Origin of the sequence: Nonomuraea sp. LP-02, assembly GCF_036289125.1 — a bacterium.
In the GTDB taxonomy this organism is placed as follows: domain Bacteria; phylum Actinomycetota; class Actinomycetes; order Streptosporangiales; family Streptosporangiaceae; genus Nonomuraea; species Nonomuraea bangladeshensis.
Genome location: NZ_JAXCLK010000001.1, coordinates 8,609,066 through 8,623,465 on the forward strand (window position 1 = coordinate 8,609,066; position 14,400 = coordinate 8,623,465).

The 14,400-nt window shown below is 70.1% G+C and carries 10 protein-coding genes; 2 read left to right on the forward strand and 8 right to left on the reverse strand.

Annotated elements, in window-relative coordinates:
* Positions 1–116: 116 nt before the first annotated feature.
* The 7 genes from SMD20_RS40415 to SMD20_RS40445 form a co-directional block, all read right to left on the reverse strand.
* On the reverse strand, positions 117–869 hold the full coding sequence (locus SMD20_RS40415; RefSeq protein ID WP_329591357.1) for a MerR family transcriptional regulator: 753 nt from the start codon (positions 867–869) through the stop codon (positions 117–119).
* Positions 870–876: 7 nt separating this feature from the next.
* Positions 877–1,860, reverse strand: a complete 984-nt coding sequence (locus SMD20_RS40420; RefSeq protein ID WP_329591359.1) for a CPBP family intramembrane glutamic endopeptidase — start codon at positions 1,858–1,860, stop codon at positions 877–879.
* A 293-nt stretch (positions 1,861–2,153) separates the two neighbouring features.
* Positions 2,154–3,536 carry an FAD-dependent oxidoreductase gene (locus tag SMD20_RS40425; RefSeq protein WP_329591363.1) on the reverse strand — a complete coding sequence of 461 codons (1,383 nt, stop codon included), beginning with the start codon at positions 3,534–3,536 and terminating at the stop codon, positions 2,154–2,156.
* A 232-nt stretch (positions 3,537–3,768) separates the two neighbouring features.
* Positions 3,769–5,196: a rifampin monooxygenase gene (gene rox / locus SMD20_RS40430; RefSeq protein ID WP_329591364.1), complete on the reverse strand. Its 1,428-nt coding sequence runs from the start codon at positions 5,194–5,196 to the stop codon at positions 3,769–3,771.
* A 594-nt stretch (positions 5,197–5,790) separates the two neighbouring features.
* On the reverse strand, positions 5,791–9,012 hold the full coding sequence (locus SMD20_RS40435; protein WP_329591366.1) for a glycosyl hydrolase family 95 catalytic domain-containing protein: 3,222 nt from the start codon (positions 9,010–9,012) through the stop codon (positions 5,791–5,793).
* Between the two features lie 634 nt (positions 9,013–9,646).
* Positions 9,647–10,039, reverse strand: a complete 393-nt coding sequence (locus SMD20_RS40440) for a hypothetical protein (protein WP_329591368.1) — start codon at positions 10,037–10,039, stop codon at positions 9,647–9,649.
* Between the two features lie 328 nt (positions 10,040–10,367).
* A complete protein-coding gene (locus SMD20_RS40445; protein ID WP_329591370.1) occupies positions 10,368–10,559 on the reverse strand; it encodes a hypothetical protein in 192 nt (63 codons plus the stop codon).
* Between the two features lie 257 nt (positions 10,560–10,816).
* Here SMD20_RS40445 and SMD20_RS40450 point away from each other — a divergent pair, with 257 nt between their 5' ends.
* Positions 10,817–10,963 (forward strand): hypothetical protein, encoded by a 147-nt coding sequence (locus tag SMD20_RS40450; RefSeq protein ID WP_329591372.1) that lies wholly within the window; start codon positions 10,817–10,819, stop codon positions 10,961–10,963.
* Positions 10,960–11,415, forward strand: coding sequence for a hypothetical protein (locus SMD20_RS40455; RefSeq protein WP_329591373.1), 456 nt, complete (start codon positions 10,960–10,962; stop codon positions 11,413–11,415). The genes SMD20_RS40450 and SMD20_RS40455 overlap by 4 nt, the downstream gene beginning before the upstream one ends.
* Before the next feature lie 91 nt (positions 11,416–11,506).
* On the opposite strand, the gene SMD20_RS40460 is transcribed toward SMD20_RS40455, so the two are convergent.
* Positions 11,507–14,332 (reverse strand): glycosyl hydrolase family 95 catalytic domain-containing protein, encoded by a 2,826-nt coding sequence (locus tag SMD20_RS40460; RefSeq protein WP_329591375.1) that lies wholly within the window; start codon positions 14,330–14,332, stop codon positions 11,507–11,509.
* Positions 14,333–14,400: the final 68 nt, after the last annotated feature.

Sequence of the window (14,400 nt, forward strand, 5' to 3'; positions counted from 1 at the left end):
GGACATCATCCACCACACCGCCCAGCGCCGGAGCATCGCCCTGATCGGGCCGGTCCGCGCCGATCAACCCTTGGATCTGGGGGCGGTTGTGGGGGATCGCCGAGTTCCGAGGGGTCTCACGGGACGTCGTCACCGGTGTCGGCACCGTCGTCGGCGGCCTCGTGGAGCAGGTGCGCTCGACGGAGCACGTCGACCTGCGCGGGGTTGTAGAGCGCCCTGAGAGCGTGGCCGACGGCGCGCCGCGCCGCCTCGGCCTGGCCTGGCGTGGTGGCCCGCGGCTCCAGCGTCACGCCGTGTGCGGTGGCGCCCGGGACGATGAAGGGCGCGAGCTGCTCGGCGAGGGTCTGCCGGGTGGTGTCGTCGGCGTCTTCGGGCAGGTCGCGGAACGCCTCGTCGAGATCGTCGTTCGGGTGTGCCGCGAGCGTCCGGCGCAGCACCTCCATCGACTCGTCCGAGAAAAGCTGGGCGTAGATCGTCAGCAGGGCGCGGTCGTTGTCGCGCAGGTCATGGACGAGGCCGCTGAAGCTGGTCGGCACCTCCGGTGACGCACCCGGCTGCGCCAGGACGGCCAGCTCTCGCCGGATGCTCTCCAGCCGCCGGACCGTCGCCTCGAGCTCGGCGTCGACGGTCCGGAAGATGGAGGCCTGCCCTTCGCCGCTCGTGCCCATCTCGGCCACCTGCGCGAGCGGCACGCCGAGCCCGGTCAGGCGCTTGATCTGCAGGAGCCGCGTCAGGTGGTGCACCTCGTAGCGCTTGTAGCCGTTGGGCTCGCGGTCGGGCTCGTCGAGCAGCCCGACCTGGTGGTAGTAGCGCACCGTCTTCACCGTGATGCCCGCCAGGTGGGCGATCTCGCGGGTGCTCCAGGTCATGGGGTCATCACCTCGTCGTCCGGTGCTGGTTCCAGGTCGTGATCCGCGTACGTCGCTCGCGCACCCAGACGAGGACGACCATGGCGATGTTGACGGCGGCGAGGATCAGGAGGGCCGCGTCACCGGTGTCGGTGGACCGGTCGATGGTGTACGCCTCGCCGTCCGCCATCAGGGTGTTGACGCTCGAGAACAGGACGTTGTTGGCGATGTGGAACGCAGCCGGCGCCTCGATGCCGCGGCTGATGATCGCCATCAGTCCCGTGGCGACGCCGATGAAGGTGTAGTAGCCGAACAGCCAGGGGTCGCTGGAGCCGTGAACGACCGCGAAGGCCAGGCTGGAGACCACCAGACCGACGGCGAGGGCCGGGCGAACCGCGCGCACCCAGGACGCGGCGGCGGGCAGCACGGCGCTGCGGAACATCAGCTCCTCGCCGACGGACTGGAGCGGGGTGCTCAGCACGGTGATCACCAGCATGAGGATCGTCGTCCCGGAGACACCGAACGCGACCCAGCCCGGCGACTCGGGGGCGACCAGCGCCACCACACCGATGCCGGCGCCCACCAGCAGGGCCGCGCCGAGCAGGTACTGCGCCAGGCGCCGGGCGTCGAACGCCCGTGGCGAGCTGATCAGGCTGCGCCACGGCACCTTCGCCAGCCGTGCCAGCAGCAGGATCGCCACCACGCCCGCGATGGCGATGCTCAGGTTGACGGCCAGAAGCTTCAGCGGGGTGAAGGTGGCCGACATCGGGTCGTCGCTGCCCTCGATGACGCCCACGACCTGGTACAGCAGGATCTGCAGCAGCACCATCACGACCGGCGGCACGACGAGGACGACCAGCGGGCTCCACCAGCTCATGCGGACGTGGGCACCGAACGGCCGGGAGCCGTCGGCACCAGGCTCGCGACGTCCGGGTGCCGGGTCGTCGGCCTGCTGCGGTGAGCTCGGGCGCGCTGCCGTGGCCGGGGTCTGTCCGGGTTCTGGCACGGACATCGGGCGGTCCTCCTGGGCCGAGATGGTTGTTCCACCGACCAGGGAACACCGTGCCCTGGGGACACACTCAAGCGGTGTGCCGCTCGAATCTTGGGTTATGTGGTCTGAGCTGCGGTAAAGCGGCGTGGTGGTATTCGTTGATCGTGCCTGTGACGACCGGTTTCCGGCGGAAGCCCGTGATGGTTGCGGGCCTGTTGCACCGTCCATGTTCCGGTCGGGTACGGGTCACTCCGGCCAGGTGCCGTCGCCGGGTGCCGTGCTCGGTGAAGACCAGCACATACAGCCGTTGCGGCTTACAGGTGGTCGGCCAGCCGCCGGGCCGCGACCTGTACGATGTCCCACGCGGTGGCGAACGGCGGCGCGTAGGACAAGTCAGACCAGGCTAAGTCGTCAACGGTCGCGCCGTGCCACAACGCGGTGGCAATGGTGTCGATACGTTTGCCGGCGCCACGCCCGCCGACGATCTGCGCGCCCATCAGCCGATGATCCGACGGCGCTGCCAGCAACTTCACCGCGACCGGGTCGGCTTCGCTCATGTAGCCGCTGGCCGTGCTGCCTTCGGTGACCAGGGACGTCACCTCGATGCCCGCGGCGGCTGCCTCACGCTCATTCAGGCCGGTGCGGGCGATCTCCAAGTAGGTCGGGCCCTCAGCGAATCGGGAGATCGCAGTGCCCAGCACGCCGCCGAACCGCAGCGCGCCTGGTGTGACGAGGTTCGTGCCGACGATCCGGCCCTGTTTGTTGGCATGGGTGCCGAGCGGCATGTAGGTCCACGTGCCGGTGAGCCGATGCCGGGTCTCGCAGCAATCACCGGCGGCCCAGATCCCGTCGGCCAGGCTCCCGTCCGGCTCGGGGCGCAAACCGCCATTCGGGCCGCTCGGCAACTTGCCGAGGTCAAGATAACCGGTGTTCGGTGTGACCCCCAGCGCCAGCACGACCAGGTCCGCCGGATAGCGCTCGCCTTCCGCGGTGTACACGCCACGCACTCGTCCGTCCGCCACGTCCAGCCGCACGACCGGTGAGCCGACCACGACCCGGACTCCCGCCTCGTGCATCCCCTTCTCGACCCGAGCGGACAGGTCCGGGTCCAAGGAACTCATCACCCGAGTCCGGGTGATCACGGTGACCTCGTAGCCACGCCTCCTGGCGGCCTCGGCCATCTCGACACCGATGTAGCCGCCGCCGGCGACCACCACCCGGCCACTGCCCTTGGGCGGTCTCACGAGCAGGTCCAGCCAGACAGCGCCGTCGGTGAGCGTCTTGACCGGCGCGACGCCGGCATACCGTTGCCCTGTGCCGGGGTTGACGGCCCAGTCGGGCACCACGGCCGACGCACCGGTCGCTATCACCAGCTCGTCGTAGCCCAACACCTGCTCACCGTCGGCATCCTGGTAGGTGACGGTGCGGGCCTGCCGGTCGATCCCGGTCGCGGTGGCGCCGAGCCGCAGGTCGATCCCGGCTGCCCGGTGCTCCTCGGCGGTGCGGGCCACCAGGGCGTCGCCGCTGGACACGTCTCCGGCGATCCAGTAGGGGATGCCACAGGCGGAGTACGACGTATCGCCGGTTGCCTCCAGCGCGGTCACAGCCAGCTTGGTCCCGGACTTCCGGATCGCCTGGTGCGCCGCACTCATCCCTGCTGCATCGGCTCCAATGACCAGCAGACGGGTGGTGCTCACCGAGTCACATCAATCGAGGCCATGGCTTGGAGCCTATCCAGCTCCGGACGGGGGTGGAGCCCTCGAGAGAAGCAATGAGCTGACCTGCGGCGATGTCTACCGGGGGCCTGTGTCGTTGGCCGTGGCGACAGGCTCGCCGACCTGGAGATCAGCCGCCCATGACCACTGTGTCCCAAGCGTCGCTGATGACCAGGATCGCGCCGTCCATGACAGCGCCTGGCGCTGATCCCGGTCACCTGGAGGGAGCGCCGAACCAGCGCGGCAGCACGCCGGCCAGCTCCCCCTGGTCCTCGCCGGCCCACGCCACGTGGCCGTCGGGGCGGAGCAGTACGGCGGGGACGTCCAGCTCGGTGCCGGGATCGACGACGTGGTCCACGCGATCCGCCCAGCCCTCGGCCGAGAGCCGGCCGGTCCGGTCGAGCAGGAGGCCACGGCCGGAGCGCGTCAGCTCGTAGAGGCGGCCGCGCTTCATTCGGACGTCCCTCAGCCGCCGTCCCACCAGCTCGGAGTCACCGCCGAGGTCGTAGCGGACACCGATGGCGGTGACCTGCTCGATGAGGTACGTGGTCACCTCGTCGAACTCCATCAGCCGTGCCAGCAACCGCCCCACCGACCGGGGTCCCGGCTCGGCGGACATCAGGTGCATGCGCACCCGCGTGTCGTCCAGCACGGCGGCGGCCACCGGGCGGCGTTCGGCTTCGTAGGTGCCCAGCAGCCCGCCGGGCGCCCAGCCCGCGACCTCGGCGGCCAGTTTCCACCCGAGGTTGAACGCGTCCTGAATGCCGAGGTTGAGCCCTTGCCCGCCGGCCGGCGGATGGATGTGGGCCGCGTCGCCCGCCAGGAGCACCCGGCCATCGCGGTAGCGTTCGGCCAGGCGTGTGGCGTCGCCGAACCGGGACAGCCAGCGCGGCGCTCGCACGCCGAAGTCCGTGCCCGCGACCGCCTTGAGCCCCTGCCGGAACTCCTCCAGCGTCGGCGGGACGGCACGGTCCTCGGCCACGCCCGCGGCGGGCACGATCACCCGGTACATCCCGTCGCCCAGCGGCAGCAGGCCGAAGCGCGGCTGGGTCTCGCGGATCCGCGCGACGGCGGCGGCGATCGCCTCGGGATCCTCGTCCGCCTCCATCTCACCGAGCAGGGTGTCCACTCTGCTCGGCTCGCCGGGAAAGCCGACGCCGAGCAGCTTACGCACCGTGCTGCGCCCGCCGTCGCAGCCCGCGAGGTAGCGGGAACGCAGCCGCGTGCCGTCGCTCAGTTCGGCGGTCACGCCGTGCTCGTCCTGGCTGAGGCCGGTCAGCTCGGCGCCCCGCCTGATCTCCGCGCCCAGCCCGGCGGCGTGCTCGGCCAGCAGGCGTTCGGTGACGGTCTGCGGGATGGCGAGGAGGTAGCCGTGCGCGGTGTCGAGCCCGGCGGGCGCGGGCCGGTCGGCCCCGGCGAGGGAAGCACGCAGCGGGTGCCGCCGGCCGTGCGCGAGGAAGCGCTCCAGCAGGCCGCGCTGGTCCATCACCTCGATGCTGCGCACATGCAGGCCCTGAGCCTTGGCGTACGGGGCCGGCTCGGCGTCCTTCTCCAGCACGAGCACCTGCGCGCCGTGCAGCCGCAGCTCGGCCGCCAGCATCAGGCCGGTGGGCCCGCCACCGGCGATGATCACGTCGAACATGTAGCGCCCCCTGCGTTGTACGACTTCCGGTCCGGCAGTCTGCGGCATGACCCGGGTCTTGCCGCAAGTCCCAGGGCGCGCTATAGCTTGGAAGTGGCAGGGGGAGGCGTTCCTGCTTTTCCAGGCGGACAGCCCATCCGGCGCGTTTTCTCAGGCCGGGATCCACGGCGATCTGGCTGGTACGGCGCACCCGCCGCCGTCCCGGAAACGACGTCTGAAATCTTCACCCACCGGCACCGGACGCAGGCTCGCTGTCCCCGCCGGCGCCGCCGGCGTTCGATGCCGTTTTCCACGCCGAGGACGTGCGGGTCATCCTCACCCACGCTGCGTGGCCCAGGGCGAACACGATCCGCGAACGCCTGGTGGGAACGCTTCGGCGCGAGCTCCTGAATGCATCTTGCCAGTGGGAACAGGCCATCTCCGGCGGCCTCATCGACGAGTGCGAGGCTGCATAGGGTGTGCCATAGGGGCAGCGATTTGCTCCCGGTGGCGGCGTCCCCCACGCTCGCGGTGCGATCGGCGCAGGCGGTGGCGAGGTCGGCAGGTACAGCATCGGAGGCGCTGCCCCTTGGCAGCGCCTCCGATGGCGCGAACCTACGCGGCGGTCAGGTCCCGCCAGGCCTTCACCTCCTCGGGGGTCAGCGCGCGGGCGAGTACGGCGGCCCGGTCGACGCCGCCGGTCAGCCGCTGCCCGCCGCCCTGGTCGGCGCCGAAGCGGAGCGGGCGGGCGGTGCAGCCGGTGATGCCGTCGGAGGTGGCCTGGCCGGTCGCCTTGCGCTCGCCGTCCACGTACACGGTGATCGCGCCGGTGGACTCCAGGGTGACCACCAGGTCGATCCAGCGGCCGGTGGGCAGGGTCGTGTTCAGGCCGACGTTCGCGCCCGCGCCGATGAAGCGCAGCGTGTTGCCTGGGGTGACATCGATGAGGACGCCGTCGGTGCCGGGGTCGCCGGATGGCTGGGAGTCGAACAGTCGGCGGTAGCCGCTGCCGCCGATCTTGACCTCCGCCGCGAACGTCGCCTCCCGGACCAGCCCGAGCGAGGTCGCGCCGGTCGTCAGGTACGTGTTGCCGTCCAGCACCAGGCCGCTGCCGCTGGGCGCTGTCGAGTCGTAGGCGGGGGCGCCGCCGGTGACGGCGGCGTCGCGGCCGTTGCCGGAGGAGTCGGTGACCGTGCCGCCCTCCTTCGGATCCCAGGCGACCAGGACCGAGCCGGCAGGGGCCGGGGCACAGGGGTCCAGGGCGAGCACGGCGCTGGCCGCGCCCGACCAGGAGTCGCCGGTGACGGTGGCGGCCAGCGCGGCCTGCCGGGCGCCGTCGGCCGGTCCCGGGGTGAGGGTGAAGGTCGCGGTGCGGGTCTTCCCCGGCGCCGTGCCGGGCAGGTGGCGGGTGGCCGGTACGACGGTCCAGCCCCGCGGGACGGTGAGCGCCACGTCGGCGGCCGGCACCGCACGATGGCGGGTCGCGGTCACCGTGACCTTGGCCTCGAACGGCGTGCCCGGCGTGGCGGTGCCGGGCGCGCGCAGGACGACGGCGGCCTCGTTCTGGATCGTGTACGTCCTGCCCGCGCCGGCGTTCCAGCTCAGGGTGTCGCCGTCGCGGTGGGCGCCGATCTCGTGGCCCCGCTCGTCGTAGACGCGGTAGCGCCCGGCGATGAACGGCGACTTGACCTTGATCGGGCCGGAGCTGCCCGGGTGCAGGGTGACGGTGTCGGGCGCGCCGTCCTTCCAGGCGGCGTCCACGGTGACGTCGCCGCGGGCGCGCAGGCCGCTCACTGAACCGTTCTTCCAGGCCGAGGGCAGGGCGGGCAGCACGTGCACCACGTCGTACTGGCTCTGCACCAGCATCTCAGCCATGCCGGAGGTGGCGCCGAAGTTGCCGTCGATCTGGAACGGCGGGTGGGTGTCCCACAGGTTGTCCAGCGTGGACGCCTTCAACTGCTCGCTGAGCATCTTGTGGGCGTGGTCGCCGTCCAGCAGCCGAGCCCAGAAGTTGATCTTCCATGCCTTGGACCAGCCGGTCCCGCCGTCGCCGCGCGCGGTCAGCGAGACCTTCGCCGCCTCGGCCTCGGGGCTGCCGGTGGTGATCTGGTTGCCGGGGTGCAGGGCGTACAGGTGAGAGACGTGCCGGTGGGTGTCGGTCGCGGAGTCCCAGTCGGTCTTCCACTCCTGAAGCTGTCCCCAGGAGCCGACGCGCAGTCCGGGGTCCAGCTTGGCCAGCGCGCCGCTCACCTCCGCCTGGAAGTCCTTGTCCACGCCCAGCTTCCTGGCCGCGGCGAGGGCGTTGGTGAACACTTCTCGGACGATCTGCTGCGACATCGACGCGCCGGCCGAGAAGTCACCGTGCTCGGGCGAGTAACTAGGGGAGACCACGAGCTTGCCGTCACGGGGGTCGGTGTGCAGGAAGTCGAGCCAGAACTCGGCGGCCCCCTTGATCACGGGGTAGGCGGTGTCGCGCAGGTACGCCGTGTCGCCGGTGAATCGGTAGCTGTCGTACAGGTGCTGGGTGGTCCAGGCCGCGGCCTCGGGGAACCAGAAGGAACTGGCGTAGGTGTGCACGCCGGTGAAACCGAACGGGTTGGTCTCGTTGTTGACCACCCAGCCGCGCGCGCCGTACATGTCCCGCGCCGTCACCCGGCCGGGCGCCACCATGGCCGAGATGTAACGGTCGTACGGCTTGGTCGTCTCGTGGAGGTTCGTCTGCTCAGCGAGCCAGTAGTTCATCTGGAGGTTGATGTTGACGTGGTAGTCGGCCGACCAGGGCGGGCTGGTGGAGTTGTTCCACACGCCCTGCAGGTTGGCCGGGAGCACGTCGTTCTCCCGGGAGGAGGAGATCAGCAGGTAGCGGCCGTAGGCGAAGAACAGGGTCTCCAACGCCCGGTCGTCGGCCGAGGCGCCGCCGGTGTAGTTCCTGCGCAGCCGGTCGGTGGGGATCGCGGGGGTCGAGCCGCCGAGGTCCAGTTTCACCCGGTCGAACAGCTTGCGGTAGTCGGCGATGTGCGCAGCCTTGAGCTGGTCGTAGCTCTTGGCGGCGGCGGCGTCCACCGCGGCGGTGACCTTGGTGTGCGGGTCATCGCCCCGGTAGGCCGGGTAGGTGTCGGCGTAGTCGGTTCCGGCCGACAGCACGAAGACGGCGCTGTCGGCACCGGCGACGGTGATCTTGTCCCCGGCGTCGGTACGGGTGCCGCCCTGCGCGATCACCTGGATCTGGGCCTCGAACGTCATCTTGTTGTCGGCGAGCCGGCCCCGGATGGTGAGCCTGCCGCCGGAGGCCGCGACAGTCTTGTCGTTGCGCGGCGAGGTGTGCCGCAAGGTGAAGGACACCTTGCCGCCTTCGTCGGCCGAGATCCGGCCGACGATGACGTTGCCGGGGTTGCTGGCGAAGTACTCGCGCTCGTGGCGCACGCCGCCGGCGGTGTATCCGACGCGGGCCACGGCCTCGCGCAGGCTCAGCTCGCGGCGGTACTCGGCGGGGTTCGCAGGGGCGCCGGCGAAGTCGAGGAACAGGTCGCCGAACGTCTGGTACGCGCCGAAGCCGGTTTTGGGCTGGCCCAGCTTGGCAGCCACGGCGTCGGGCGCCATCTTGCCGTCGCGGTCGATCTGCTGCTGGACCTCGGCGATGGCGCCCGGCCGCGGCGTTCTCCAGTTGCCGAAGTCGTAGCCGGAGACGCCGGGGCCGCCGGTCCACAGGCTTTTCTCGTTGAACTGGAGTTGCTCGGTCGCGACGCCGCCGAACACCTTGGCGCCCAGGGGCCCGTTGCCGATGGGGAGCGCCTGAGTCTCCCAGTCGGTGGCGGGCTTGTCGTACCAGAGGGTCAAGTCATCGGGTGTCTGGGCCGCTGCGGCACCGGCCGCTGTGGGTGCGGACAGAGCACCGGCCAGCATCAACGCGGACACTAAGGCCGGGCCGAACCGTCGTCGTGGGGGGTGAGGCACGGATTCCTCCGATCACAGGAAAGTGATCCAAGGAAATATCAGTGAAATGCCCGACTAGCAAGGGTTAACATCCGATGTCTCTGGGGGTGCTGACGCGGTATCGCCTGGTCATCCCGGCCAAAAGGCCACTTCATATCCGATGTCTCGCGACGATGGCGCGCCCTGCGTCGCCTACCGACGCGCGATCGAGCCGTTGCTGGACGGCGTCCCCAGACCGGTACGGGAGCAGGCCCGGCACGTCGCCACCACGTCCCACGTGCCCGCCCTCGGGACCCGCGTCCCACGATGCGGTTCGGCCCGGGGGGCAACGGTGACAGAGGCGCCCGCGGCGGTTAAGGGCCGACCGTAACCGGAGGGAGACGGGTCGCCTCTGGATCCTCCGCGGATGGGGATTTCGAGGGGGAGGAAGCGGTCGCGAGGATCGCTCGACCCCATGCCGGATGCCCCGGCACAGCATGGCCGGGGCATTCCAGATCTCGGTCGCGGTCCGTCGACGTCGATCCGCTGACATCGAACATCAGTCATGAGCGACCGCAGACCGGAGGCAGGTCACGCCCACGGTGGGACGACCGTCCAGACCGTGACCGGCATCTGTCTTCCTGCAGTCTTGGCATGTCGGGTCACATGATTCGATGCCTGTGCCGCCGCCCGTCAGCGAGAGTTCAGAGCCCGATCGACGCCTGGGGCCGGCGTAGGTGCGCAGCAGGCTCAGCACGTCGGAGGCCGTGTCGAGGCGGTAGGAGTAGAAGCTCGTCGAAGGCCGAGCCGCCGGTGTCCCGCTGGCGGGGCCGCTTGCCGGCGTCGAGGATCGGTAGAAGCGGGCAAGTAGTTTCTTGTCGAGCAAGGCGGGGTTCTGGTCGGCGAACGCATCGAAGTCGGCGGTGTCCGACCGTCCGGCGTGGTGGCCCACCAGTCCGACCCAAGCGCGGCTCGACGATCATGGGCGCGGCGGAAGCGTGAACGTCAGCCCTGCGGGGCTCAAGGATGCGAATCGCTCTCAGCGCAGAACCCTCGTCCGGTCAAGCGGGAGTTGCTGCTTCGGCATCAGCACGCGGTTCTATGCCGCCGGCCGTCGACGCGACTTCGCGTCGACGATGGGGTCCGGAGTGAGGCTCGGACGGCGTGGGACGCCTTGTTCTGCGGGGTCGAACACCGGTGGGTACGGGAGGCCGGCGCGGTTCTACGGTGTCGGGGAACACCTCATTCGCGATCTTTTTGGCGCGGCGGTGGTGATTCGCCTAATCGGCGGAGCGCAGGAGCATCGCCTCCAGTTCAGGGCCGGCGTCGGCCGTGCAGACGTACGTGGATCGTCCGGTCGCCGGATCGACGTAGTACAGGCTCGCACGCTTGCCGCATTTTGCGCACCAGGAGTCAGGCTCGCCGCCGAGTTCGGCCAGGCCGACCTTGATCTCTGGGATAACAAAAGCCATGCGGGAAGCGTAGATCGGCCTGGTCAGGACTTCCGTGGTGACAGCGCGTCTTGCGAATCCATGCCCGTAGATTGTCCGACATGGGAGGTGACGGATCCGCCCGCGTCGTGAAGTACGGGCCGTAGTCGGCCATCGGGGGCTCGGCCGCGCGGAGCCTCCAACAGCGGGTCGTACGTGCTCAGCGTGCCGTTGGACACCGAGGCGAGGTCGCCGGGGCCTGCCCCGCCTGCCAAGGGGTGACCGTCCACCTCGAACCCGTGGAGTTCGTCCGCGCCGCCGATCCGGGCGGAGAGCTCGACATCGAGGTGATCTGCGCCTGCGCCTTCCCGCACGAGAAAACGCCGGAAGGCAGAACGGGCTGCGGCCGCTCATGGCGGCTCATCGTCGAGTGGGACGGCCGATGACGGTCAAGGTCCGCCCCGGTCCTGTCGGCACCCCGCTGACCCGGTGGCGAGCCGAGCGCCTGCAGGAGCTCAGGCGCACCGAACTGGAGCACATGCGCAAGCAGGGCGAGCAGTGGCGCACCGGTTTGGCCGGCTTCATCACCGTGATCCTGACCGCCGCCCTGGTGTCGGGCCGCACCCTGATCATCGGACACCGGCCAGGAACGCAGGTCGTCATCGGCATTCTCATGCTCGCGGCCGTTCTGGCCGGCGCGATCGGCATCTTCCTCAGCACCCGCGCCGCGAACGGTTTTCCGCGCCGCCCCCGCCGCCTCACCACCGAGGACCTCATACTCGATGACCGGCTTGCCGCCCGCCGCGGTGCCCGTGACCTGCGTACCTCCATCTTCGCTGCCGGCGCCGGGCTCCTGCTCCTCACCGCCGCGACGGCCGTGGTGTGGTTCGGCCCGTGACGACACGCCGGTGCCGGACAGCTGGGCCGTGGCTTCGCCGCGACCGGTGACCGGTCGCGGCGAAGCGCGCGAAGGTCTGAGCGTCGTCGGTTCACACGCCCGTGATGGTCCACTGGTTGTTGGTGCTGTTGTTCGGCGTCCACATGGCCACGGTGGAGCCGGACGTGCCGTTGCCCATGCCGTCGAGGGCCGTGCCGGTGCCGCGGTTGATGATCTGGTAGCGGTCGTTGCCCGTGCTGTTGAGGCGCCACTGCTGGTTGTTGCCGCCGTCCCACGCGGCCTGCCTGGCGTTGGCTCCGTTGGCGGTGTTGCCCCAGCTGTCGGCGACCATGCCGTTGGTACGGTTGACGATGCGGTACCACCCGCCGCCCAGGGCCACGAGCTGCCACTGCAGGTTGGTGCTGCCGTCCCAGTTCCACTGCTTGAGGTTCGCCCCGGAGGCGACATTGCCGCCGCTGTCCAGCGCCAGGCCGGTGGTCGCGTTCGTGATGCGCACGTAGGTCGCCGGCGGGGGGCCGGCGGATCCGGTCATGCGGTACGTACGACCGGCCTGGCCGCTCAGTCTGATGACGTCGTTCTCGGGTTTGGTGACGCTGACGGCATCGCCGGTCGTGGTGTCGACCACCTGATAGGTCCCGGCGAAGATCCGGCCGCGCACGTTGACCGTGCCGTCACGGTCGAACCTGATGAGGAACTCGGTGGTCCCGCCGGAGCTCCACGTCGCGTCCACGGTGTAGCCGCCGCGCCCTCGAAGGCCCTGCACCTTCCCGCTCGGCCAGGCCGCCGGGAGCGCCGGCAGCACGTGGAGCTCGCCGTTGTGGCTCTGCAGCAGCATCTCGGCGATGCCGGACGTCGCGCCGAAGTTGCCGTCGATCTGGAACGGCGGGTGCAGGTCGAACATGTTGGGCGCGAGCCGGGCCGTCGTCACGAGGGCGCGGATCAGGTCGTGCGCCCGCGTGCCCTCTTCCATCCGCGCCCAGTAGTTGATCTTCCACGCCAGCGACCAGCCCGTGCCGTCGTCACCGCGCAGTTCGAGGGTCCGCCGCGCGGCCGTGTACAGCGCGGGGGTGCCGCGCCTGGTGATCTGGTTGCTGGGGTGCAGGCCGTAGAGGTGGGAGATGTGCCGATGGTTCTGCTCGGTCTCGACCCAGTCGTACAGCCACTCCTGGATGTTGCCGCGTGAGCCCACCCGCATCGGAGGGAGCCGGTCGCGGGCGGCCAGGACCTGCGTACGGAAGCCGGCGTCGGTGCCCAGGAGTTCGCTCGCCTTGGCGCAGCCGTTGAACAGGTCCCGCAGGATCTGGTTGTCCATCGTGGGTCCGGCGCAGATGCTGACGCCCGCGTGGTGGGTCAGTTCGGGGGAGTTCGATGGGTTCGTGACCAGATATTTGAGGGTCGGTTCCTCCACGAGAGTCTCCAGGAAGAACTGCGCGGCCCCCTTCATGGCCGGGTAGTACTGCCGGAGGAAGTCGAGGTCGCCGGTGAAGAGGTAGTGGTCCCAGATCATGGTGGCCAGCCACGCGCCGCCGGTCTGCCACATGCCCCAGGTCGCGCCGTCGACGACCGAGCTGCCGCGCCAGCCGTCGGTGTTGTGGTGGGTCACCCAGCCACCGGCGTTGTACTGCACCCGGGCCGTGCGGGCGCCGCTGACGGTGAGGTCGTTGATCATCCTGAACACCGGCTCGTAGCACTCCGGCAGGTTGGTCGTGTCGGCCGGCCAGTAGTTCATGGGCAGGTTGGCGTTGAGGGTGTACTTCGAGTCCCAGGACGGGGTCAGCGAGTCGTTCCAGATGCCCTGCAGGTTGGCGGGCTGGGTGCCCGGCCGCGAGGAAGAGATCAGCAGGTAACGGCCGAACTGGAACAGCAACGCCGCGAACTGCGGGTCGTTGCTGCCGGCGTGCTGCGCGATCCGTACGTCGGTCGGCTGGTCGGCCGCCGCGGTACGGCCGAGGTCGAGCGTCGTGCGCCCGAACAGCCGCTGGTAATCGGCGACGTGCCGGCCGCGCAGGTCGTCGTAGGTCCGGGTGACGGCGGCGTCGAGATGGCGCCGGGCGATGCCCTGATAGTCGCCGCCGGCATCCTTGTAGTTCACGTAGCCGGAGCCGATGGAGATCAGCACCGTCACGCTGTTGGCGGACCTCACCTGCAGGGTGCCGCCTGAGCTGCTGACACTGCCGCCTTCGGCGACGGCCCGGGCCAGTGCCAGGAACCTGACCTTGCCGGCCAGGCCCCTCTGGTCGCCGGAGATGCCGTCGAGCGCCACTGTCGTGCCGTCCGGGCTGGACCGCGTCGTCCGCTGCGGGCTGCCGAACGTCGCGGAGAACGTGATCGAGCCGGGCTTGTCGGCGGTCAGGCGGAGGGCGATCACCTGATCCGGCGCGCTCGCCAGCACCTCGCGCCGGTACCGTACGCCGTTCTGCAGGTACGTCACCGTCGTGGTGGCCGTGCTCAGGTCCAGGACACGGTTGTACTCCGAGACCCCGGCGGCGCTGCCGAAGGTCAGTCGCAGATCGCCGACGGGCTGGTAGGCCAGCTGAGCCGAAGGGTTGCCCAGCATGTTCTGGTCGACAAGGGTCTGGGCCTGGCTCCACTGGTTCTGGAAGACCAACTGCCGGATCTGCCCCAGCGCCGCCGCGCCCTTCGTGTTGCTCTGGTCGTACGGCCCGCCGGCCCAGATGGTGTCCTCGTTGAGCTGTAGCCGCTCGGTGTCGACGTTGCCGAACACCATGGCGCCCAGGCGGCCGTTTCCGATCGGAAGCGCGCGCAGCCACTCCGTGCCGGCGCTTTCGTCGTACCACAGGGCCAGATCGTTCGCGGCCCTCACCTCCGCGGGCGCCACCGACGCCGCCCGGGCCACGGCCGTCCACTGCAGGGGCAACAGCGCGGCGCCGGCTCCAGCCGCGCCGAATCTCAGCACTTGTCTTCGCGATACATCGGCCATTTCGCTTCTCCAAGCCCATGGGGGTGGACGTGCCTTGCGTGTTC